The sequence below is a fragment of the Streptomyces sp. NPDC052064 genome (assembly GCF_055585925.1).
Genome location: NZ_JBVJJE010000004.1, coordinates 72088 through 95630, shown reverse-complemented (window position 1 = coordinate 95630; position 23543 = coordinate 72088). Strand labels below are relative to the sequence as shown.

At 68.5% G+C, this 23543-nt stretch carries 16 protein-coding genes and 3 pseudogenes; 7 read left to right on the top strand and 12 right to left on the bottom strand.

Translation table 11 applies throughout. The features are described from left to right. Positions 1–63: 63 nt before the first annotated feature. The gene (locus ACZ6TU_RS11690) at positions 64–3042 is read right to left on the bottom strand and encodes a glycoside hydrolase family 35 protein (protein WP_469547924.1); all 2979 of its coding nucleotides are present in this window, start codon (positions 3040–3042) and stop codon (positions 64–66) included. 92 nt (positions 3043–3134) lie between these two features. Here ACZ6TU_RS11690 and ACZ6TU_RS11685 point away from each other — a divergent pair, with 92 nt between their 5' ends. Then, entirely contained in the window at positions 3135–3593 is a 459-nt protein-coding gene (locus ACZ6TU_RS11685; protein ID WP_467668905.1) for an RrF2 family transcriptional regulator, read from the top strand. 339 nt (positions 3594–3932) lie between these two features. Continuing rightward, entirely contained in the window at positions 3933–4586 is a 654-nt protein-coding gene (locus ACZ6TU_RS11680; protein ID WP_467668907.1) for a DUF4360 domain-containing protein, read from the top strand. Between the two features lie 43 nt (positions 4587–4629). Here the strand turns inward: ACZ6TU_RS11680 and ACZ6TU_RS11675 are convergent, their stop codons facing one another. The 4 genes and pseudogenes from ACZ6TU_RS11675 to ACZ6TU_RS11660 all read right to left on the bottom strand — a co-directional run bounded on the left by ACZ6TU_RS11675 (position 4630) and on the right by ACZ6TU_RS11660 (position 9833). Next, a complete protein-coding gene (locus tag ACZ6TU_RS11675; protein ID WP_469547922.1) occupies positions 4630–4929 on the bottom strand; it encodes a hypothetical protein in 300 nt (99 codons plus the stop codon). Further along, positions 4881–5093, bottom strand: a pseudogene (locus ACZ6TU_RS11670) (transposase family protein); the annotation flags it as partial. The gene ACZ6TU_RS11675 and the pseudogene ACZ6TU_RS11670, both read right to left, overlap by 49 nt. 201 nt (positions 5094–5294) lie before the next feature. Continuing rightward, entirely contained in the window at positions 5295–5684 is a 390-nt protein-coding gene (locus ACZ6TU_RS11665) for a hypothetical protein (protein WP_467668908.1), read from the bottom strand. Between the two features lie 105 nt (positions 5685–5789). Continuing rightward, positions 5790–9833 (bottom strand): GDSL-type esterase/lipase family protein, encoded by a 4044-nt coding sequence (locus ACZ6TU_RS11660; RefSeq protein WP_467668910.1) that lies wholly within the window; start codon positions 9831–9833, stop codon positions 5790–5792. Between the two features lie 841 nt (positions 9834–10674). Here ACZ6TU_RS11660 and ACZ6TU_RS11655 point away from each other — a divergent pair. Next, complete coding sequence (locus ACZ6TU_RS11655) at positions 10675–11229, top strand: hypothetical protein (RefSeq protein WP_467668912.1); 555 nt, start codon at positions 10675–10677, stop codon at positions 11227–11229. Between the two features lie 72 nt (positions 11230–11301). Further along, a pseudogene (locus ACZ6TU_RS11650) lies at positions 11302–11796 on the top strand (YciI family protein); the annotation flags it as partial. Between the two features lie 8 nt (positions 11797–11804). Here ACZ6TU_RS11650 and ACZ6TU_RS11645 read toward each other — a convergent pair. Then, positions 11805–11943 (bottom strand): annotated as a pseudogene (locus ACZ6TU_RS11645) (AraC family transcriptional regulator); the annotation flags it as partial. A gap of 71 nt (positions 11944–12014) precedes the next feature. Here ACZ6TU_RS11645 and ACZ6TU_RS11640 point away from each other — a divergent pair. From ACZ6TU_RS11640 to ACZ6TU_RS11630, 3 genes are all read left to right on the top strand, one after another. After that, on the top strand, positions 12015–12656 hold the full coding sequence (locus ACZ6TU_RS11640) for a maleylpyruvate isomerase N-terminal domain-containing protein (RefSeq protein ID WP_467668914.1): 642 nt from the start codon (positions 12015–12017) through the stop codon (positions 12654–12656). A 187-nt stretch (positions 12657–12843) separates the two neighbouring features. Then, entirely contained in the window at positions 12844–13824 is a 981-nt protein-coding gene (locus tag ACZ6TU_RS11635; RefSeq protein ID WP_469547920.1) for an arabinan endo-1,5-alpha-L-arabinosidase, read from the top strand. After that, positions 13806–15242 (top strand): family 43 glycosylhydrolase, encoded by a 1437-nt coding sequence (locus ACZ6TU_RS11630; RefSeq protein WP_467668918.1) that lies wholly within the window; start codon positions 13806–13808, stop codon positions 15240–15242. The genes ACZ6TU_RS11635 and ACZ6TU_RS11630 overlap by 19 nt, the downstream gene beginning before the upstream one ends. Before the next feature lie 95 nt (positions 15243–15337). Here ACZ6TU_RS11630 and ACZ6TU_RS11625 read toward each other — a convergent pair whose 3' ends face one another. The 6 genes from ACZ6TU_RS11625 to ACZ6TU_RS11600 form a co-directional block, all read right to left on the bottom strand. Further along, positions 15338–17089 (bottom strand): pyridoxal phosphate-dependent aminotransferase, encoded by a 1752-nt coding sequence (locus ACZ6TU_RS11625; protein ID WP_467668920.1) that lies wholly within the window; start codon positions 17087–17089, stop codon positions 15338–15340. Positions 17090–17288: 199 nt separating this feature from the next. Beyond that, positions 17289–18437: an aldose epimerase family protein gene (locus tag ACZ6TU_RS11620; protein ID WP_469547917.1), complete on the bottom strand. Its 1149-nt coding sequence runs from the start codon at positions 18435–18437 to the stop codon at positions 17289–17291. Between the two features lie 57 nt (positions 18438–18494). After that, complete coding sequence (mmsB, locus tag ACZ6TU_RS11615; RefSeq protein ID WP_467668924.1) at positions 18495–19739, bottom strand: multiple monosaccharide ABC transporter permease; 1245 nt, start codon at positions 19737–19739, stop codon at positions 18495–18497. Beyond that, positions 19736–21286, bottom strand: a complete 1551-nt coding sequence (gene mmsA, locus ACZ6TU_RS11610; RefSeq protein WP_467668926.1) for a multiple monosaccharide ABC transporter ATP-binding protein — start codon at positions 21284–21286, stop codon at positions 19736–19738. The genes mmsB and mmsA overlap by 4 nt, the downstream gene beginning before the upstream one ends. A 35-nt stretch (positions 21287–21321) precedes the next feature. Further along, a complete protein-coding gene (gene chvE, locus ACZ6TU_RS11605; protein ID WP_467668928.1) occupies positions 21322–22431 on the bottom strand; it encodes a multiple monosaccharide ABC transporter substrate-binding protein in 1110 nt (369 codons plus the stop codon). A 141-nt stretch (positions 22432–22572) separates the two neighbouring features. Next, positions 22573–23541, bottom strand: a complete 969-nt coding sequence (locus ACZ6TU_RS11600) for a glycosyltransferase family protein (RefSeq protein ID WP_467668930.1) — start codon at positions 23539–23541, stop codon at positions 22573–22575. Positions 23542–23543: the final 2 nt, after the last annotated feature.

Sequence of the window (23543 nt, the reverse complement as noted above, 5' to 3'; positions counted from 1 at the left end):
GAAGGGCCAACACCGTGAACCAGCCTGCCCGAGAAGGCAATGCACACGGACGGCTCGATCCGGTCACACCGGTTTGACCGGCACCCCTCCCGCCGCCGCGCCCAGCACGGTGAGTCGCACATCCCCCGGCCCCGAGGGTGTGGTCCCGTCGGACAACACCGCCAACGCCAGTGTGTTGGCACCACGTGTGCGGAGGATCCCGTTCGGCAGCACGAACGTGTGCTGCGGCCCTACGTCGTTGATGTACTGGCCCATGTTCCAGCCGTTGAGGAAGATCTGGACGCGGTAGGCCCGCTTCGGGTCGTCGTCGAGGACGAGCCCGATGGAGGGATCGACACCGGGTTCGACATCGAGCCGGAAGTCCGTCCGGTACCAGGTGACGCCCTGCCGCCGGTCGGCACGCGGCAGTTCCGCGTCCTGCCAGTCCCGGTCGTCGTACTCCGGCAGATGCCAGCCCTCGCGCTCCCCGTACAGCCCGCCGTTGTTCATGGGCCCGCGCACGGGATCGGGCGCCGACGCGCCCTGGATCCGCCAGGTCACCTTCGGGGAGGCACCCTCGAAGGTGACGGCGGTCAGCCCGCGCGCCGCTTTGTGCGTGTCGAGCGCTGTGCCGTCCATGTCGTGCTGCATCCGCCGGACGAGCACGGACAGGACGTGCCGGTCACCACGCTCACGGCGGTCCTCACGGAACCTCTTCCGCAGTTCCTTCGGCAGGGCGAAGGTGGCCTTGGCGGTCCAAGTGCCCTGCCGCGCCCGGTCCTTGTCCGGCACCGGCATCCGGTGTGTGCCCAGGGGCTCGCCGTCCAGCCAGGCCATCAGCAGGCCCTGCGTGCCCGTGCTGTAGTCGAGGGAGACGGATTCCGGGCCGCTCGCGTCCGTCCACTCGCCCCGGTACCAGACGTCGCCGTAGTGGAAGCCGTAGTCGTCGGCGAACAGGACGGGCTGCCCGTCCGGCACGGGCGTCGTGCTGAACGACGTCTTCTTGTCGGCCGCCGTCCAGCCGGAGTCGTCGAAGCCGCGCTCGGCCTCCGGGTTCTCGGTCCGCCGCCGCCAGCCGTCGAGGGCGGGCAGGGCCGGCGCGGTCACGCCGGCGAGCGGGCGGAGCGCCAGCAGACTGCCGGAGGCGCTGATCCGGGTGGGCACCGGGCGCCCGTTCCACGTGACATGGGTGATCCCGCGCGGCCCCCACACCTCCAGGCCGGTCTCGCCGGTGGTGTCGCCGGTGAGGTGGACCGTGGAGCCACGCAGGGTGGCCGAGCGCAGCAGCGCCGGGCCGTAGACGAGGAGCGGGCCGGACGGTGTCTCGTACGGCCACAGCCGCAGGGCCGTCGCGTCGTCGGCGAACAGCAGCAGCATCGGCGTGTCCACGCCGTCGCCCTCGACCCGCACGCGGCTCAGCCCGCCGGCGCCGAGCGGGGCTGTGATGTACAGCTTGCCGAGGTTGTAGGCCCAGGCGGGTTCCGCGTCCAGCCGCATGGGCGTCGGTTCGTCCGGGGAGTCCAGCACGACCTGCGCCAGATCACCCCGCCGGCCCGCGAACACGGCGATGTCCTGCCGCCCGGCGGTCAGGCTCAGCATGGGCTGCACGGTGGCGTGCACCAGCGTCCGCTTCCCGAGTCTCAGCCCGGCGGCGATCAGCTTGGCGTCCCGCGCCGGGACCGTGACCGGCACGTCGATCCCGGCGTCGGGCAGCGTCGAGGTGACTGCCTCCTCGGAGTCGTTGCGCAGGACGTAGAAGTGGGCGCCGGTGTCGGGGTTGACCAGGTGGTACACCTTGATCCGCTCGTCGGCGGCCCGTACGGCCTTCGCCCGGTTCAGCTTGGCGAGGTCCGGCACGTGGCGCAGCAACTGCCCGATCTGGTGCATCGGGGCGAGCTTGGGCGTGGCGTTGCGGGCCTCGTCGAAGGCCGCGCCGTAGTCGTACGACGTGTAGACGACCGGCGCGGGCAGCCAGCCCCAGGAGGTGCCGCCGAACGTCATGTAGACGTTGTGCAGCGTGATGCCGTTGGCGAGGTTGGTGAGGTAGAAGCGCCGCTCGTACGCCGCGTCCCGGGTCCGGCGCGACTCGGCGTACCCCTTCCCGCCGAACCAGGACCCGCCCCACGGGTCGAACCAGCCACCGCCGAACTCGGGCACGAACCCGGGGGTCCGCGGACTGGCCGTGGCCCCGCCCTTCGCCCCGCCGGTCCCGAAGTGCCCCCAGTCGGGCGGCACCTCGTCCGGCTCCGGATACCCGTCGAATCCGTACAGCCAGCGCCCCTTCTCCCCGCCGGTGGCGAACGACCCCGGGGCCCAGTCCCCGTTCCGCCCCTTGTCGTTGTGGAACAGCGGCACGTCGATGCCGTCGGCGCGGGCCTTCTCGTACAGGTAGGACATGTAGGCGCGCCCGGTCGGCTCGTCGACGTGGGCGTCGTACTCGTTCTCGATCTGGTACAGCAGGACCGTGCCCGTGCCCCGGGTGAACAGGCGTCGCGCGACGATGGCGTTGACGGCGGACAGCCACTCGTCGACGTAGCGCAGATACGTCGGGTCGGAGGTCCGGGCCGTGCCCTCGGTCGCGGTCAGCCAGCCGGGGAAGCCGCCGGCGTCGACCTCCGCGTTGATGTACGGGCCGGGCCGCAGGATCACGTACAGACCGGTCTCGGCGGCCATGCGCAGGAACAGGTCCAGGTCGCGCACACCGGTGAAGTCGTACCGGCCGGGGGCGGCGGAATGGTAGTTCCAGGCCACGTAGACGCTGACCGCGTTGTAGCCGTGGGCGCGCATCTTCTCCAGCATGTCCCGCCACAGGGACGGGCTCGGCAGCCGGAAGGGGTGCATCTCGCCCGACCAGAGCACCAGGCGGCGGCCGTCGACCAGCAGCGAGTACCGGTCGAAGCCGACCTCGTGCCGCCTGCCGTCCGCGCCCGGCACCGGTGGGGGCGGGCCCGTGGGCACGCTCCGTGCCGGGTTGGCGGAGGTCGGCGACCCGCTGCCGGTCAGCGCGAAGCCGAGCGCCGCCGTGCCGGCGAGAGCGTGGAAGGTACGCCTGCTGAGCTCCAAGGGAGCGCCTCCTGTTGTGCTGCCGTGCCGTACGTGGTGCTTACGTGGTGCTGGTGCGTCATTGTCCACAGGCCGACCGCGACAATGGCCGTATGAGGATCTCGGCACGTGCGGACTACGCGGTACGAGCGGTTGTGGAGCTGGCCGTCCGGCAGGGCGAAGGGCCGGTCAAGGCGGAGGCCGTCGCCACCGCGCAGGACATCCCCCACAAGTTCCTGGAAGGGATCCTCGGCGATCTGCGGCGCGGCGGTGTCGTCGGCAGCCGGCGCGGCGGGGGCGGCGGCTACCGGCTGGCCCGGGAGGCCGCGGAGATCACGATCGCGGACGTGATCCGGGCCGTGGACGGACCGATCGTCTCGGTGCGCGGCGAGCGCCCGACCGGCCTCGCCTACTCCGGCACCGCCGAGCCGCTGCTGCCGCTGTGGATCGCCCTGCGGGCCAATGTGCGCAGGATCCTGGAGGGCGTGACGATCGCCGACCTCGCGGCCGGCACGCTGCCCGAGCCGGTGGAGCGGCTGGCGGCGGAACCGGCGGCCTGGGAGAACCCGTGACGGGCCGCGTCCGCGGGGGAGTCGGTGGGTGGTCCTCATCGCGTCCTCGGGGTGTCCTGGTCTGACGCACTGCTAACGCACCATATGCGCCCGCCGGTACTGCTGGTGCCGACGGGGCCCTCGTGGACGGGCCCCGCGCCCCTCCGCTGGTGTGATCCCGCCACTGTGAATGGCCGGAGACCGCCCTGGCCGACTCCTTCCGCCCTGCGTACGATGCGACCGCTCCCGGCCTTCACGGCTCCTTCATGAAATGGTCACAGGTCGGGCGTACATGCGCTGTCGTCTTGACATGCTCATGTCCATTCCAAGCTCCACCCCCCACGAACGGATGGGAGAACCATGGCCGGTGGCCTGCTTCTGAGCGGCGCGATCGCCGCGCTCCTCACCAGCGCACTCCCCGCACAATCCCCGTCCTCCGGGTTCGTCGACCCGCCCCCGGACAAGATCGTCATCAAGGTCGCCACGGTGAACGGCTCCGGCTGTCCGCAGGGCACGGCAGCGGTCGCCGTCTCCGAGGACAACACGGCGTTCACGGTCACCTACAGCGACTACCTCGCTCAGGCCGGCGGGGGCTCCGACCCGACCGCGTTCCGCAGAAACTGCCAGCTCAGTCTGATCGTCCACGTGCCCCAGGGCTTCACGTACGCCATCGCCAGCGCCGACTACCGAGGCTTCGCCTCACTCCAGCGTGGCGCCAGCGGCTCCCAGCGAGCCTCGTACTACTTCCAGGGCTCCTCGAGCACGGTGTCCAGGAACCATCCCTTCAGCGGTCCCTACAACGACAACTGGCAGGCCACCGACGAGACGGACTGGGCCCAACTGGTCTACGCCCCCTGCGGAGTCCAGCGCAACTTCAACATCAACACCGAACTCCGGGTCAACGCCGGCACGCAGTCGGCCGACAAGGTCAGCTTCATGACGATGGACTCGACGGACGGGGACATCAGCACGGTGTACCACATGGCGTGGAAGGAGTGCCCGGGGAAGTCCTGACAGTGAACGGGGGCGGCCCACCGGTGCCGTGGGCCGCGCTCGGCTACCGCTCTGCGAGCGCCGCAGCGGTCGCCTTCACGAACGCCTCCGGGTTGTCCAGCACGAGGTTGTGTCCGCAGTCGGGAATCGCGGCGACGGACACCCCGGCCTCGGTGAGGGCCCTGGTGGAGGTGACCTTCAGCAGGGCGTTGGCGCGTTCGGCGACGGGATGGACGCCGTAGCCGAGGTCGGCCAGGGTGAGGATGCCCAGGGTGGCGGCCGGCCGGTTCAGGGTGTCGACCAGGCCGTGGGCGCGAGCGCGTTGGTGTCGTGCTCGTGGCCCGGCCGGACCGGGGAGACCCACAGTGGCCAGCCGTCCGGGGCCGAGACGACCTGCGCGTTCGCGCTGTGATGCTCGTGTTTCCCAGACCACCGAAGCTCGGCGCCGTTCGGGCCGGCGGCCGCGGCAGCCCGCTCCAGCGCGGTGGACAGATCGGGCGCGTGGTCAGCCAGGACGGTCGACGCCTCTACCCGCCCGACTTCGAAGACCCGGTGACGCCCTGGACTGGGCGGCCGGCGCGCAGTTGGCCGACCGGCACCGCGCCGCCACCGAGCCCGTCCAGGCGTCGTCACCTTTCGACGCCCCGCACTCGGTCAAGACGAACGTGTCCTGGCTGGTCGAGACCAAGAAGGCAAATGATCTCCCAGAGCGCGGACATGGCCCGGGGCTCAGCTGCGGCGGCTTGTGTCGGCTCCGGCCAGCACTGTACCGAGAAGAACGAATACAACGAGGGCGGGGATCGGCATGTGCCCGCCCGCGCGGTCGATGTCGTCGGTGAAGTACCCGGACAACCCCAACCAGACCAGCCCACCGATGAGCACGAGTAATGCGTTGCCGGTCTCGCTCATCACCCGCATTCCGGCCCACAGCAGGAGGGGCATGAGGATCCAGGAAGCGGCCGTGGTGAGTATGAACTCGAAGGCGCCGGCGAACGGCTCGTCGTCGCTCGCGTCGGCGCTCTCGCGTGCCGACGCGAAACCGGCGGACATGAGGGCGTGGCAGGCCGCGGTGGCGGCGACGACGGTGACCGCGCCTTTGACGAATCGTACGTACCCCATGGCGGGAATCCTCGTTCTCGGCAGGCCGATGGGCCCCAACGCGGGTGCGTCAGGGCCCACGGTGTGTGCGGACGGAGACCGACCAGGTGGCCTGTCCCTCACTTACTACAGGGCGCGCTCCAGGGCGTTGGCATAGAGCCGGGCGCCGGAGATCTTCGGGTGGAACGACTTCATCGACGGGTTGGGCAATTCGGCGTCCGCCTCGGACCGACCGTCGTTGACGATACCGTGGATGGATTCGGGGTCACCGCAGATCGCCTTGTCCTTGAAGTCGGACGTGGGGTCGACGAACGTGACTCCCGTCGACGTTGCGGCGGCCTTCATCTCCTGGGTCAGCTTCGGAGCGATTTCGTTGTTCAGCCACGGTGCCTCCTCGGTGCCGATACCCGGCATGCACTGGCCGTTTCTGGACAGAAGCGGGGGGTAGCCCACGAGGTAGATCTTGGCCTGCGGCGCACGGGCCTTGATCTGGTTGAGCACCTTGACGATCCTCGGCTTGACCTCATTGGTGATCCAACCCGGCATGAAGTCCTTGAGCGGACCGGTCGACTCGCCGGTCTTGTCGCCCGTGTCCGGGTTCCGCTTGTCGATATCGTCGTTCTGGCAGACCTGCAGGTTGGAAAACAGGACGCATTCCTGGAACACGTCCGAGAACATGGAGTCGTTACCGCCGATGGCGATGGTCACGATGTCCGTGTTCTGGTCGAGGTAACCGAGGTCCATCTGCGGCAGCGAGTTCTGCTGTACCTTGCCGCCCGTCCAGATGTGGTAGGTGCGGGCGCCCGAGCAGGCGATGAAGCTCAGGTCGACATTGCCGTAGTCGTCGGAGATCTTGCCGATGGACTCGGACCTGCCGGGCAGGGTCGCCTGCCGGATCCAGGCCTGCTTGGAGCGGTGGCACTTGTTGACGACCTCGCTGTTGCCGAGGTCCTCCTTGTAGTCCGTCTCCCGGAAGTAGTCCTTGCCGCCCTCGTTGTCGGCGCCTTCGCCGGAGGCGAAGGAGTCGCCCATGCCGACCACGTGCGTGGGGTTGGCGCCGAGCGTCTGGAAGGCGACGGCGTCCCAGGCGATGTCGACGCCCGGAGCCTCATCGGTGATGTTGGACAGGGCCACCGACGGGGTTCCGGTGAAGTTGAAGACGCCGAGCGACCGCCACTCGTTGCTGCGGATGCGCTGCGGGGCGACACGGTGCGGAGACTTGGAGTCGGTGCCCGACACCGAGTACGTCGCCTGCTGGGACCGTGCGGCCACGTTCGGCATGTGGACCAGGACTCGGGTCCAGCCCTTGACGGCGCTGGGGCCGGTCCAGGTGCCGGTGGCCTTCAGCCGCTGATCCGTCCCCGGGGAACTGGCCTTACGGGTGGTGGAGAACCAGATGTGGTTCCCGTATCCCACACCGAGCTGATGGGTGTCCATCTTCGCCGAGGGTGTGGCGAAGTTGAACTTGAACGATCCGGCCGACTTGCCGGTGTCGAAGCAGCGTCTGCCGTCCTTGCCCGCGATCCGCTGACCGGAGTTCACGTTGTCGACGATGTGCGTAGTGCCCGGGATTCCGGCTTCACACCGAGGCGGGTGGGAGTTGCCGTCCGCCTCTTCCGGGTAGGTGTTGTTGAAGCGGAAGATCTCATTGCCACAGGCACCGGATGGGCAGTTCTTCCACTCCACCTTCTTGTTCCACCAGCACTTGAAGTCCGTACGCTGGCAGGGACCCGACGAGGGCGAGTCGTTCGACGCGCCTTCCTTGATCTTGTTCGGGTCGCACTCGTTGGAGCCGTCACAGAACAGTGCGACCGGCGGCTTGGCCAGGGTGCGGAACATGGGCTCGGTCCACCAGGCCGGCCGGAAGCCGTGGACGAGGGTCCCCGGCGCCTCCAGGGCCTCCAGCGGGCGCGCGGCCCACCCGATGACCTTCTCCGGGTACGGCCAGAACTGCGGCTTCGCGGCGTGGGAGTAGTCGTCGCCGCCGCTGTCGTTCTCCAGGAACGGAGTGCGGTTGGGCTTGTAGGTCGGGTTGGCCGGGTTGTTGGCCCAGCCCACGCCCCACTTGCCACCGTTCTGGCCCGCGGCCGACTGCTGGTAGAACCCGGAGTTGTAGGCCCACAGGGCGAAGAACCAGTTCTCGATGCCCTTCGGGTCACCGTTGTTCACGGTGAGGCCGGCGTTGCGGGTCTGGTTCCACTTCTCGGCGAGGATGTTCACGCCGGCCGCGACGTTCGCGGTGTAGTCCAGCGCGACGGCCTCCTGGTACGCGCGCGGCTTGGCCGCCCGGACCTCGCCGTTCGGGTACGGCTTGCCGGGCAGCCGCATGCCGTCGGTGACCTGCGTGATGCCGTAACCGCAGTCCGCGGCGGGCCAGTTGATGGCCCACGGGTCGTTGACCTGGCCGTGCTCGTCGTGGACGAGGCCGTAGTAGTTGCCGATGAGGCTGTTGGCCGTGGTGCCCGGTGCGGCGAAGCGGGTGGCCTGCCACATGTTGGACTCCTGGGCGGTGATGCCGAGGAACACCTGGGCCGGGATGCGCCCGCCGCCGGACAGCGGGGTGAGGCCGCCGATGAGGGCCTGCGGCGAGTAGGCGCCCATGCCCATGTTCTTCCAGTTGGCGGCCCGGGACACGTGCTTGTCCAGGGTGCCTTCGATGGACCGGTTGACAGCCCACTCGATCTGCCGCGGCTTCGGCTGGAAGGCCTGCTTCTGCGGGTTGCCCCGCTCCACGGCGCAGGTGCGCTCGGACTCCGGCTCGGCGATGTTCAGCAGGGGCGTCTTCTTGCCGCCCACGGTGCCACCGCTTCCGGAGGGTGCGGTGCCGAGTGCCGGGGAGCGGCCCTCGCCCTCGGCCCGGTCCGGATTGACCGGGGACGCGGCCGGGTTGGCCTCGAACACGGGCTTGCTGCCGGTGGGCAGGTGCTTCATCTCGATGCGGGCCGTGCGCGCCGTCTCGTATTCGGAGGGGCGGATACGGCTGTCCTTGCCGTCGGCCCATGCGGCGTTCACGACGGCGCGTGCCTTGGTGGAGGCGGTGGCGTCCTTGTCGATCCCGCCGGGGTTCCGCACGTCCTTGGGCAGGGTGCCGACGGTCTTCGCCGCGCCGGTGACGACCGCGGTCCCGTCGGCGGCGCGGGTGAGGTCCATGCCGGTCAGATCGCCCTCGGCGACCGTCCGGGCCTTGACGGCCTTGCCCTTGAGCTGCCCGCCGGTCAGGTACTTGACCTGGGACGTGTTGCCGGCGGACGCGACCTCGGCGGGCTTCGCGTCGGCGGCGTGGGCCAGCACCTTCTTCGCGGCCCGCGCGTCGTGCGTGCGGTCCAGGAAGGCGATGCCGCCGTCCTTGGTGACGGACAGGCTGAAGGGCGTGTTGTCCGTGCGCGTGACCAGCTCGGACTTCCCGCTCCCGGTAATCCGGACGATCGCGTTGCCCTGCGCGGCGACGATGCCGTTGCGGGTCGGGACCGCGGAGGTGACCTGGCCCTTCACCGTGGTCTTCTTCTTCGTCTTGCCCGTACGGGCATCGACGGTGATCAGGCGGGTCTCGTTCCTGTCCGACGTGTTCTCGTCGGTGAACTGCGACAGAACCGCCTGCTCGCCGTCGCCGCAGCCGGGCGAGAAGTAGGCGAGGCTCGCCTGGAACGGCAGCTTCGTGACCTCGCCCGAGTTCAGATCCACGGCAGCCGTGAACGCGCCCCGGGCCATGAGATTGGGCTTGTTGGTGAAGGTGCGCGGCGCGTAGGCGACCAGGGCGCGGTCACCGGAGGCGGTGACACAGGCGTTGCCGATCCAGGTGTCGGTGTCGGAGAACCCGGGTTCGACGAGGGACGCCGCGGTCTTCCAGCGGTAGCCGTCGGCCTCGTCGGCGGTCATGAGGTGGAAGCCGGTGGCGTCACCGATGGTGGTCCACGCGGTGTCGGAGGACTTGGTGTAGCCGCTGCCGAGCACCTTGCCGCGCTTCTTGGCGGGCACGCGGTCCTTGTTGCCGTCCTTGTCGGCCTTCACACCGGGTGCGGCGGCGTCGGACCAGCCTTCGGCGGCGTTCGGGGGTGGCGTCGGCGCCTCCGGGACGGATTGCGCCTGGGTCGCGGTTCCGAACGCTATCGCGGTGGCGATGGCGCAGCTTATGGGAACACGCGCGTACGTGTGTCTGCTGACACGTCTCAAAGCGCTGGTCTCCTTGAGTAAACGGTGAGGAAATGCTCGTGCTGCGGCACAGCGGAGCCTCCGCACGAGGGTGAATGCGTCGATGGAGCGGATGGGAACGCTCCGGAAGAGAAGGCCGACCGGTCACTCGCACGCGTGGATGCCGGTGCGGTGGTGAGACCGGAAAACAAGGCAGTGCAGGGGCTGTTGCCGCCGACCGCGAGCAGCAACGCGGGCAGCTCCTGCGCTGTCGCGGAGACGCGGACGACGATGGTCCGCAGGCCCCGCTACGCGGAACAGCATCGGCTCATGTGATGTGCGGCGGGCTCGATGGCCGAAATGGCTCAGGCCGCAGCGCCGGTACCTTCGTTGCAGGTGTCACATTCCCGCCTCCCCCGTCTCGACGCGACGGGAGGAACGCGGTCGTATGTGGTGCTGCATCAGCAGCACATGCTCCCCCCGAGCGACACACAGAGACCCGGGTGGTGAGACCAGGTCGTCTGAGTGCCGGGTCACTGTAGACACGAGGCACCATCAGAAATAAGCACTGGTCGGGGACATGGCAAAAACAAGTCATGGGGACGAAGCGTCGGGGAGGAGTGTGCCCCCGCCTCCTGAGCTGTGGTTTTCTTGTGGAGGTAGAGCGGGGTCGACTGGAGAGGGCAGTTCCGTACGTTGGCCGATTCCTGCCCCTGGGGTGCTGCGTTCGGGCGGCGGCGCACCGCCGGTTTCTCCTCGCAAGGTCCACGCGGTCGCGTGAGCCCCTCACTGTCCGTGAGATTCAAAACCCTGACCGCTTACACGTTCGATGGGATACGGTCAGTGCGTCAGGATCACCTGACTGTCACTTTAAGGGGAGAAAGTGAAGAACGTGATGCGCCTGGGGGGCGTCTGTGCCGCCCTGTTGACCGCGACGATGATCGCGCCCGCCGCGTCGGCGGCTGACCAGCCCGATCTGAAGGGCGGCACGGCGATCGAGACCGTGGACGTCAAGGGCGTCAAGGTCGCCAAGGAGGCATCAGCCGAGACGCGGCGCATCGTCGAGGCCAACGTGGGAGTTGCCGCAGCCGCCGCCAACGTGTGTGGATCCGGCTACACCATCTCGACCGGCGCTGCCCGCTATGGCACCTACGGCACCACCTATACGTGGACCAACGGCACCACCACGGGCGACCGGTACTACGACAAGCCGATCTGCGCCGTGTTCTTCAACGACACCGGCTCCGCGCACTACATGGGCATCCGGCTGAAGGACAACTACACCGACACGCCTCACACCGAGGACTTCGGCACGTTCAGCACCTACGCCGGGCCCGTCTATCAGAAGCGCGGCTACTGCGGCGAGGCGTACTCCTACATGAAGTCCGGGAGCAAGGTCGTCGTCGACAACATCCTCACTGTGGGCTCCTGCAACTGACGTCGTCCCGCCACGTGCTGCGCCCCGCGTCATGGGGGGCGCAGCGACGAACGGGAGAGGCGAGATCGGCTACCCGGGATGGATGCGCCATGGGCCTATATGGACCAGTACGCCGCGGAGTTGATCGCCCGTGGGCCCACCCTCGGCAGTGACGGGGAAACGCCGACCGGCAGCGTGCACATCGTCGACCTGCCGGATGCCGCCGCCGCCCGGGCCTTCGCCTTCGACGAGCCCAACTACCAGGCCGGGGTGTACCGGGATGTGCTGTTGCGGCGGTGGCGCAATCTGCTGGGGCGGGCCATGTGGGACTTTCCCGGCGGACGGACGAGCGGGAACCGCTACCTCGTGCTGGGCCTCGGCTCTGGGCCCGCCGCCGACCTCGACGTGTCGGCCGACCGGGACGAACTGATCGCGTACGGGCCGCTGCTGTCCGACGACGGTGCTGTGTGGTTGGGCACGGCGGCGCTGGTCCGGGCCCCGGACTCGGAGACGGCGCGTGCCGTGCTGAGCCAGGAGAGGTACGACGATATCGAGGCGCATGCTTGGGAGTTCGGCGGACGGCGGTGACGAGCGGCCCGTGAAGGGCCGAGCGGCAGCCGGGAGGTCAGCCGGCGTCGGCGACCACGTCTCGCGTCTTCACCCCGCTTCCGATCAGCACGACGTCGGCTTCGGAGGCGAACTCTCCAGCGGGCGCTGACCGGTGGCGAGGGGTCCATATAGTGGGCTTCCGGTTCACTATATGGACACACCGTCTGGCGTGATCTTCGTACGGGCAAGATGTCGGCATGACTACGGAGATACGGCAGGCATACCTCCTGGCTGCCGAACGGGGTGTGCAACTTCTGGCGACGGAAGAGGTGGCGCGCTGCTGGGGGGACGAGTCCGTGCTGCCGGGGATGTCGGTGGGCGGACTGGCTGGACACCTTGCGCGCAGCGTTCTGCAGGTCGAGTGGTTCCTCGACGGTGAGGTGGTCGGCGCGGAGCCGGTGTCCCCGGTGCGCTACTACGCCAGGCTCGTCGGCACGTCCGTGCCCGACTCGGCGCTCAACGTCGGCGTGCGGGCGCGGAGCGAGGAGACGGCCGCGGCCGGTCCCGCCGTCGTGGCCGAACAGGCGCAGGCTGCGTGGCGGCGGCTGGCGCAGCGGCTGGACGAGGAGCCGGCCGATCGGCGGGTGGCCGTCCTCCACCGGCCGGGAGAGGAAATGCTGCTCGACGGCTATCTGCAGACCCGCTGTGTCGAACTGGCGGTCCACCTCGACGACTTGGCCTTGAGCGTGGGCCTTCGATGCCAGGCGCCCGACGCCGCACTCGCCATCGCGGTCGACGTTCTCGTCGCGGCTGCCCGTGACCGGCATGGCGATCAGGCTGTGCTGCATGCGCTGGCCAGGCGCGAACGTGACGCCGACCAGGCCCTGCGCGTGCTGTAGGCGGCAACGCCCGTCCGGTGGGGAGCCGGACGGGCGGCGGGGCGGTGTGAGGACTGGTGCTGCGCGGACCATTGACGCGCACGTTGTTCGATTCTAGGTTCCGTTCGAACTTGCGAGCGCTGTTCGATATATCGGTCATTTCGAAGACATCGGTCGGCACCGTCACCCCCACCGCAAGGAGGACCAGATGAGCCGCTCCATCCTCCGCAGGAAAACCGCCCTGCTAGCCCTCCCCGCCGCCGCCCTGCTCGCCCTCGTACCGAGCACGGCGTCCGCGTACCCCAACCCCGGCCGGGTCACCGGCGACGTCGTCACCCACGACCCGTCGGTGATCCGCACCTCGTCCGGTCAGTACCTGCTCTACGCGACCGGCGGCGGCATCGCCAACAAGACGTCCAGCGACCGCACGGCCTTCCGGAACGGCGGCGACGCCTTCGCCGGCAGGCCCGGCTGGTGGCGGAACTACTCCTCCGTCCCGGAGGCCTGGGCGCCGGACATCTCGTACCACGGCGGCAAGTACCTGATGTACTACTCCGTCTCGAAGTTCGGCTCGAACACGTCCGCCATCGGCCTCGCGACCTCCAGCACCGGCCAGCCGGGCAGCTGGACCGACCAGGGGACGGTCTACACGTCGAACTCCTCCAGCGACTTCAACGCCATCGACCCGAACCTCTTCGTGAACGACGACGGCAAGTGGTGGCTGTCCTTCGGCAGTTGGTGGACCGGGATCAAGATGATCCAGATCAATCCGTCCACCGGGAAGCAGCTCTCCTCCAACACCACCCGGTACTCGCTCGCCTCCCGGCCGACCGGGACCAAGGCCGTCGAGGCGCCCTTCATCGTGAAGCGGAACGGGTACTACTACCTCTTCGCCTCGTACGACACCTGCTGCAGCGGCACGAGCTCGACGTACAAGGTCAAGGTCGGGCGCGCCTCCAGCATCACCGGGCCGTACCGCGACAAGAACGGCGTCGACCTGATGAAGAACGGTGGCACGCCCGTGCTCGAGTCGCACGGCAACGTCATCGGCCCGGGCGGGCAGTCGATCACCAAGGACTCCGACGGGGACCTGATCGTCTACCACTACTACGACGGCAACGCCAACGGCACGCCCAAGCTCGGCGTCAACCTCCTGAACTGGAGCAGCGGATGGCCCGTCGCCTACTGACCCTGCTGGCCGTACTGCTGCTCGCGCTCAGCCTCGGCCAGCCCACCGCGAGCGCCGCCTCGTTCGCCAACCCGGTCAAGTCCGTCAAGGGCGCCGATCCCTGGATCTCGTACCACGACGGCAACTACTACCTGGTGACGACCAGTTGGACCGACGTCATCACCATCCGCAAGTCCGCCACCCTCGCCGGGCTCTCCACCGCCCCCAGCGTCCAGGTGTGGAAGGGCGACGCCGCCTCCCGGTGCTGCAACATCTGGGCACCCGAGCTGCACTTCGTCAACGGCCGCTGGTACCTGTACTACGTCGCCGGGCAGAACGTGTCCGACTACAACCCCACGCAGCGCAGCCATGTGCTGGAGAGCGCCGGGTCCGACCCCATGGGCCCCTATACCTACAAGGGGCAGCTCAACTCCACCTGGATGCTGGACCCGAGCCTGATGAACGTGGGCGGCCGGCTGTACATGCTGGGCAGCGCGGTCACGGGCGGCACGCAGAACCTCGTCATCGCGCCGATGTCCAACCCGTACACCGTCAGCGGCTCCTACTCGACGATCTCGACGCCGACGCACGCCTGGGAGCGGCAGGGCGGCACCGTCAACGAGGGCGCGGAGGTGTTGCAACGCGGCGGCCGGACCTTCCTGATCTACTCGGCGAGCGGCTGCTGGACGCCCGACTACAAACTCGGGCAACTGGAGCTCACCGGCTCCAACCCGCTGTCCGCCTCCTCCTGGACGAAGAAGTCCACGCCCGTCTTCCAGCGCAGTGACGCGGGCGGGGTGTACGGACCCGGCCACAACGGCTTCTTCACCTCCCCGGACGGCCGCGAGAACTGGATCGTCTACCACGCCAACGACTCCGCCTCCGACGGCTGCGACAACGGCCGTACGACCCGGGCCCAGAAGTTCACCTGGAACTCCGACGGCACCCCGAACTTCGGCACACCGGTCCGACTCGGGGCGAGCATGCCCGGGCCGTCCGGCGAACCGGCGTCCGCCTCGACGACCTACACCGTCTCCAACCGCAACAGCGGCAAGTGCCTGGACGCCGCCGGCAGCTCGTCGGCCGACGGCGCGGGCGTCGTGCAGTACACCTGCAACGGCGGGACCAACCAGCGCTGGCGCCTGGAGGACCTGGGCGACGACACCCACCGCCTGGTGAACGCCGCCACCGGCAAGGTCCTCGACACGGCAGACTGCTCGACCGCCGACGGCGCCGACCTACGCCAGTGGTCGTGGCTGAACAACACCTGCCAGCGGTTCCAGTTCGTCGCCACGGACGGCGGCTACGTCCGCATCGTCAACAAGGCCACGGGCAAAGTAGCCGACGTGGCCAACTGCTCGACGACAGACAGCGCGGACGTACGCCAGTGGTCATGGCTCAACAACGCTTGCCAACAGTGGAGGTTGAACCCGGTTTAGTCTGATCGGCCTTTCAGGGGTGCGGGGAACTGCGCGATCAACCACAACAGACCCGCACCCACCCACTTGCGGAATCCACCTACGGCGAGAGGGCACTACCCGGCCTGCCCCATCCCCGCCGCGTTGGGCCACGCCTGCGCCCCCGGCCACCCGGTCGCCGGCGCAGGCGACAACCCGTTCGTCCCCCTGACCTGCGCGGCGGTCAACCCACCCCGCGCGGGAACCCCCGGCGGGGTGGGCCCGGTGGCGGTCGGCACGGGAGCCGGTGCAGGTGCCGGAGCCGGGAACGGCGCCTGCGCCACAGGCGCCAGCGGCGGCGCCGGCGCGGCCATGGGCTGAGGCGCCGGCTGCGGCACGGGCTGCGGCGCAGGCTGAGGGACGGACTGGGGCACGGACTGAGGCATCTGCTGCTGCCCCATCTGGCCCATCTGGCCCATCTGGCCAACATGGCCCATCTGCCCAACCTGCGCCGCCGCCGGCATCGGCATCCCACCGCCCGGCCCGGCGGGCACGGCACCCGCACCCGCCGGCACGGCGGACGCGGCGGCGGGGAGCGGCATGCCGGTACCGGTGCCCGGGGCCGAGGGCCCCGGGCCACCCGCACCGACGGCCTGAGCGGCAAGGCCTCGCATGCCGGATCCGTTGGTCTCGCTCACCAGACGGTCCACTGCCGCCGTACCCGAGCTGTAGCTGGTCCCGTTGCCCAGCTCGGGTACGGCGGCTCCCCTCCTGGACGTCCCGTAGAGCACCTGTTCCAGGCCGGACACCAGGCGACGCACGTCCACCTGGGGGCGCACGACGAGACGCAGGAAGCGGCTGGACGAACCGATCTTGTTGCCGCACTCGCGGACCAGGATCCGGTGCTCGGTGAGCATCCGGTCCCGGACCACGGTGCCCTCGGCGCCCACGGGGAGGCGCACGAAGAGGAAGTTGCCCTGCGACGGGTAGACCGTCAGCCCCGGCAGGGAGGACAGCTGGCTCGCCATGTCGAGGCGGTCGCGCCGCACCTGCTGGAGGCTCTGCGCGTATTCGGCGCCGTGCTCCTTGAGCATGAAGACGACATGCTCGGCGAAGGAGTTGAGGTTCCACTTGGGGAGCATCGAGCGGATACGGCCCGCGAGGGCCGGGTTGGCGACCAGGTAGCCGAAGCGGATGCCGTGCAGGCCGAAGTTCTTGCCGAGGCTGCGCAGCACGATGACGTTGGGCCGCAGCATCGCCTCCTGGACGACGGACGGTTCGGCCTCGGCGTCCGCGAACTCCAGGAACGACTCGTCGATGACGACCAGGTCGAGGTCGGCCATCGCGTCCATGAACTGGACGATGGCGTGCTTGTGCAGGAAACCGCCGTCGGGGTTGTTGGGGTTGCAGATGACAGCGACGCGCGTGCCTCGGGCGCGGATGAACTCGGCGTACTGCGCGAGGTCGAGGGCGAAGCCGCTGGACTCCTGGAGCGGGAACATGTCGACCCGCTTGCCGGTCTCCATGGGCTGGTCCGTCCAGCGGCCGAAGGTGGGGACGGGGACGGCGAGGGACTCGCGGACGAGCAGGTGGTCGATCCAGGTGATGAGCTCGGTGGAGCCGTTGCCCATCGCCACGCACTGCGGCGGCAGCTGGAGCAGGCTGCACAGCTCGGCCGTGATGGTGTCGGCGCTGCTCGGGTAGTACGTGATGATGTCGCGCAGTCTGGCCGACATGTCGTCGAACATGGCCGGGGTGGGGAAGTACGGGTTGCAGGGGATGCAGAAGTCCACCGGCCCGGCGCCGTCGCCGCCCTCACGTGTCAACGCCGCCATCGACGGGCTGTGCGCCGCGGTGCTGCGGAACAGCGACGTGACGTTGTCGGCCATGGAACCTCCGTATAGGGCGGGCCCGTTGGGGACGGCCGGACCCGACGTTTAAGGGCGGCCCGCGCGGGGGAGCGCGGGCCGCCCTTAGATACGGAGGCCACAGTGACACCGTTCAACCGTCGTGAAACCGGCCAGAACTTGTGTCCTATCTGTGAAGGCTTGTCAGTGGCCCCAGGATCAGGAGCCGGTCAGGAGCCGGTCAGCAGCCGAACGTGTGGATCGTCGTCGTCCGGTACGTCTGCCCGGGCCGCAGCACGGTCGACGGGAACGACGGCTTGTTCGGCGAGTCCGGGAAGTGCTGCGTCTCCAGGCAGAGCGCGTCGCCCTGCCGGTAGGTGCGGCCGGAGGGGCCGGTCAGCGTGCCGTCGAGGAAGTTGCCGGAGTAGAACTGCAGGCCCGGCTCGTTCGTGGCGATCTTCATCGTGCGGCCGGAGGCCGGGTCACGCAGGGTGGCGATGTGCTCGGGGCGGGAGGTGATGCCCTTGTCGAGGACCCAGTTGTGGTCGAAGCCCTTGGCGGTCACCAGCTGCGGGTGGGAGACGCGGATGTCCCGGCCGATCGGCTTGGCCTTGCGGAAGTCGAAGGGGGTGCCCGCGACCTTGGCCAGCTCGCCGGTGGGGATCAGGCCCGAGTCGGTGGGCGTGTAGCGGGAGGCCGCGATCCGGAGCTCGTGGTCCTCGATCGTGCCGCTGCCCTCGCCGGCCAGGTTCCAGTAGACGTGGCTGGTGAGGTTGACGACGGTGGCCTTGTCCGTGGTGGCCTCGTAGTCGATGCGCCAGTCGCCGTGCCGGGTGAGCGTGTACGTCACCTTCGTCTTGAGCGTGCCCGGGTAGCCCATCTCGCCGTCGACGCTCGTGTAGTACAGGTACAGGCCGACGTCGGAGCCCTTGGTGAACGGCTCGATGTCCCACACGCGCTTGTCGAAGCCCTTGGCGCCGCCGTGCAGGCTCTGCTCGCCGTCGTTGACGGAGAGCTGGTAGTCCTTGCCGTCGAGGGTGAACTTGCCCTTGCCGATGCGGTTGCCGTAGCGGCCGATCAGGGCGCCGAAGTACGGGCTCTTGGCGACGTAGTCGTCGATGTTGTCGAAGCCCGCGGAGACGTTGGCGTAGCGGCCGCGGCGGTCGGGGATCTCCAGCGACTGGACGATGCCGCCGTAGGAGAGGACCTTCAGGCGGGTGCCACCGTTCTCCAGCGACCAGCTGTAGACCTTGGTGCCGTCGGCGAGCTTGCCGAAGAGCGTCTTCACCGGCTTCCTGCCTCCCGTGGCGTGCGCCGTGCCGCCGAGCGTGGTGGCGGCTATGCCCGCCGCCGCGGCTCCGGCGATGATCGTGCGTCTGTTCAGTTCCATGTGTGCGGCTCCCGCATAAGGAGAGGGCCCCGCCTTCCGGCGGGGCCCCGAGCTGACTTACGAACCGACCTTGCGCTTGTTCCACACGTCGAACCCGACCGCCGCCAGCAGGACCAGGCCCTTGATGACCTGCTGCCAGTCGGTGCCGATGCCGACGAGGTTCATACCGTTGTTCAGCACGCCCAGGACCAGGCCACCGATGATCGCGCCGAGGACGGTGCCGACACCGCCGCTCATCGACGCGCCGCCGATGAACGAGGCCGCGATCGCCTCCAGCTCGAAGTTGAGGCCGGCCTTGGGAGAGGCCGCGTTGAAGCGGGCGGCGAAGACCAGACCCGCCAGGGCCGCGAGCATGCCCATGTTCAGGAAGACCAGGAAGGTGACCTTCTTGTCCTTCACACCCGACAGCTTGGCCGCCGGGAGGTTGCCGCCGATCGCGTAGATGTGGCGGCCGATGATCGCGTTGCGCATCACGTAGCCGAAGCCGACGAGCAGCACGCCCAGGACGAGCAGCACGATCGGGGCGCCCTTGTAGCTGGCCAGCAGCATGGTCAGCGTCAGCACGGCGGCGGAGATCGCGACCAGCTTCAGCAGGAACAGCTTGGCGGGCGGGACGTCCAGGTTGAACTCCTGCTGCCGCCTGCGGTCACGGACCTCCTGGAAGATCACCAGAGCGATCATCGCGAAGCCCAGCAGCAGCGTGAGGTTGTGGTAGTTGGTGTTCGGGCCGACCTCGGGCAGGAAGCCGTTGGCGGCCTTCTGGAGACCCTCCGGGAAGGGGCCGAGGGTCTGGCCCTCCAGGAAGATCTCGGTCAGACCGCGGAAGATCAGCATGCCCGCCAGGGTCACGATGAACGACGGTATGCCGCCGTACGCGATGAAGAACCCTTGGACGGCACCCGCGGCCGCGCCCACCGCCAGACACAGCACCACGGCCAGGGGCCAGGGTATGTCCTGTTTGACCATGAACACGGCGGCCATCGACCCGACGAACGCCGTCAGCGAGCCGACGGACAGGTCGATGTGGCCCGCGATGATGACCAGCATCATGCCGATCGCGAGGATCAGGATGTAGCTGTTCTGGAGGACCAGGTTGGAGACGTTGCGCGGCAGCAGGAGGTCGCCGTCGGTCCACACGGCGAACAGCGCCACGATCAGGCCGAGCGCGATCAACATGCCGTACTGGCGCATGTTGCGTCGCATGCCGTCCAGCACCAGCTGCAGGAGTCCGTCGCCGGTGGCCGCCTTTCCCTTGCCGGGCGGCGCGGGGGCCGGCGTCTTGGCGGTCACGTCCGTGCTCATCGGGTTACCTCTTTGTCCTTCGTCATCTGACGCATCAGCGATTCCTGTGAGGCCTCGGCCCGCGAGAACTCACCGGTCAGCCGCCCCGCGGCCATCGTGTAGATGCGGTCGCACATGCCGAGCAGTTCGGGCAGCTCGGAGGAGATGAAGACGACCGCCTTGCCCTGGGCGGCCAGCTGGTCGATGACCGTGTAGATCTCGTACTTGGCGCCGACGTCGATCCCGCGCGTCGGCTCGTCCAGGATCAGCACCTCCGGACCCGAGAAGATCCACTTGCTGAGGACGACCTTCTGCTGGTTGCCGCCGGACAGCTTGCCCACCGGCTCGAACACGGTCGGCGCCTTGATGTTCATCGACTTGCGGAAGCCCTCGGCGACCTGCCGCTCCTCGTGCTCGTCGACCACACCGCGCTTGGCGACCTTGCCGAGGGCGGTCAGCGAGATGTTCCGGTTGATGGTGTCGATGAGGTTGAGGCCGTAGTGCTTGCGGTCCTCGGTGACGTACGCGATCCCGTGCTTGACCGCCTCGGGGACGGACTTCGTACGGATCTCCTTGCCGTCCTTGAGGACCGTGCCGTCGGCGTACCGGCCGTACGTCCGCCCGAAGACGCTCATCGCGAGTTCGGTGCGGCCGGCGCCCATCAGGCCCGCGATGCCGACGATCTCGCCGCGCCGCACCTGGAGGGACACATCGTCGACGACCTTGCGCTGCTGGTCGATCGGGTGGAACACGGTCCAGCCCCGGATCTCCAGGGCGGGCGCCACGCCCTCCTCGGGCTCGTGCGGCGACCGCTCCGGGAAGCGGTGCTCCAGGTCGCGGCCGACCATGCCGCTGATGATCCGGTCCTCGGTGGTCTCCGGGGCCTTCACATCGAGGGTCTCGATGGTCCGGCCGTCCCGGAGGATCGTCACCGAGTCGGCGACCTTGCGGATCTCGTTGAGCTTGTGGGAGATGATGATCGAGGTGATGCCCTGCTTCTTCAACTCCAGGATGAGATCCAGGAGTTTGTCGCTGTCCTCGTCGTTCAGGGCCGCGGTCGGCTCATCCAGGATGAGCAGCTTCACCTTCTTCGACAGGGCCTTGGCGATCTCCACGAGCTGCTGCTTGCCCACGCCGATGTCGGCGACGCGGGTGTCGGGGTGGTCGTTGAGCCCGACCCGCCGCAGCAGCTCGGTGGCGTGCCGCAGGGTCTCCCTCCAGTCGATGAACCCGCCCTTGGCGTGCTCGTTGCCGAGGAAGATGTTCTCCGCGAGGGAGAGGTACGGCGAAAGCGCCAGCTCCTGGTGGATGATGACGATGCCGCGCTGCTCGCTCGCCCGGATGTCCTTGAACTCACAGACCTCACCCTCGAAGAGGATGTCCCCCTCGTAGGTGCCGTGCGGGTGGACGCCGGAGAGGACCTTCATCAAGGTCGACTTGCCGGCGCCGTTCTCCCCGCAGATGGCGTGGACCTCGCCCTGCTGGACGGTCAGCGTGACGTCCGACAGCGCCTTGACGCCGGGAAAGGTCTTGACGATCGAGCGCATTTCCAGGACGGGTCCCGCCATGGTCGTGCCTTCCAATCAGAGTGTGCCGGCGGTTTCTAGAGGTCGCTTGCCTTGATGTAGCCGGAGTCGACGACTTCCTTCTGGTAGTTGGTCTTGTCGACGGCGACCGGCTCGAGCAGGTAGGCCGGGACGACCTTCGAGCCGTTGTCGTAGGTCTTGGTGTCGTTGACCTCGGGCTTCTTGTCGTTCAGAAGCGCGTCGACCATGTTCGAGGCGACCTTGGCGAGCTGGCGGGTGTCCTTGTAGACGGTCATCGACTGCTGGTCGGCGATGATCGACTTCACCGAGGCGAGCTCGGCGTCCTGGCCGGTGACGATCGGCAGCGGCTTGCTCTTGGAGCCGTAGTCGTCCGACTTCAGCGCCGAGAGGATGCCGATGGAGATGCCGTCGTAGGGGGAGAGGACCGCGTCGACCCGGTCGCGCTTGTAGGCCGAGGTCAGGATGTCGTCCATGCGCTTCTGGGCGGTGCCGCCGTCCCAGCGCAGGGTGGTGACCTGGTTCAGCTTGGTCTGCTTGGAGCGGACGACGAGCTGCTTCTTGTCGATGTAGGGCTGGAGGACGTTCATCGCGCCCTGGAAGAAGTAGCGGGTGTTGTTGTCGTCGTTGGAGCCGGCGAACAGCTCGATGTTGAACGGGCCCTTCTTGGAGCCGTCCTTCAGGCCGAGCTTCTCGACGATGTAGTTGCCCTGGAGCTCGCCGACCTTCTCGTTGTCGAAGGAGGCGTAGTAGTCGACGTTCGGCGAGCCGAGGATCAGGCGGTCGTAGGAGATGACCGGGATGTCGGCGTCCTTGGCCTGCTGGAGCACGTTGTTCATCGACTTGTTGTCGATGGCCGCGACGATCAGCGCCTTCACACCCTGGGTGATCAGGTTCTCGATCTGCGAGACCTGCTGGTCCGGGTCGTCCTCGCCGTAGACCAGCTGGGTCTTGTAGCCCTTGGACTCCAGGTCCTTCTTGACGTTGTTGCCGTCGGCGATCCAGCGCTCGGAGGACTTCGTCGGCATCGCGATGCCGATGGTGCCGCCCTTGGCGCTGTCCCCGCTCTCCTCGCTGCCACCCTCGCTGTTCTGCCCGCAGGCGGACAGGGTCAGGGCGAGGGACGCGGCTCCGGCTATGGCGGCGAGGGCGGCTCTGCGGTTACGCATGATCATCATCCTTGATGTGTGTGCAGGGCTCGGTCTGGGGGCGCGAAGTCGCTCCGGGGGGTCGGGCCGGAAAGACCGAGAAGAGATGTGTCGGATTGTGGTCGGCTGTGTCTTCTTTTGTGAAGGCGAGTATCCGGAACGTTATGACGAGATTTCGAACCGTTGTAGATCGCCCGGCAGCCGCGAACCGAGCGGCGCCATGTCACCGTCGGCCCCGTGGCGGGCCAGAAGATCCAGAGCGAGCCGGCCGCGCCGCACGCGTTCCTTGGCCGTGGCCAGGGTCAGCTCCCGCATGTGGTGCCCGTAGGGGTAGATTCCGGGCGCCTTCGACAGGCCGAACTTAAGGTAGAGCGGTGCGCCGCGCCGGATGAGCTCGGCGACCTCGTACATCCGGACGTAGCCGCCGAGGTCGTCGGGGGCCTCGATGTACATGTCCATCGGAGCGCCGGAAACCCGGCGGATCTCGGTGAGGTGATCGAGCGTCAGGTCGCTCGGCACGTTGACGGAGTCGGCGCCGAGCCGCTCGTACACCGCGTACGCCGCCGGGTTGACCGGCCCGATGAGCGCACTCACCTTGAGGGTCGTGTCGGCCGGGATGATGCCGGCGGCTCTCGCCCGGTGCAGCGTCCACAGCACGCCCTCGTCGGCGACGAGCAGGCACTTGACGCCCAACTCGGTGGCGCGCACGGCGTCTTCGACACACCCGGCGACGGCGTCGTGGCCGCGGGCGCGCAGGCCGGCCCCCCGCGAGTCGGTGCGCGTCGATCCGCCGATGTCCCATGTGCCGCGCGGGCCGGTGAACAGGCAGAGCTCGATGTCGCGCTCGCCGGTCGCCTCGACCATCTCGGTGATCTCGGCGTCGGTCAGCATCCAGATGCCGCTGCCCTGGCTGATCCGGTGGATCGGCACGTCCAGCCGCGAGGCCTCCTTCAGCACCACCGCCAGTGCCTCGGGGCCCTCGCACGAGGGGATCTCGGTGCGCCAGCGGCCGCCGCCGGGGAAGGAGTGCGGCGAGGTGTCGGCGGGGTCGAGGGCGGGCGCGTTCAGGCCCAGCGTGGTGAGCGCCTGCTCACCGGGCCTGCGGGCTGCCGTGGCGGAAGCGTCGGTCACAG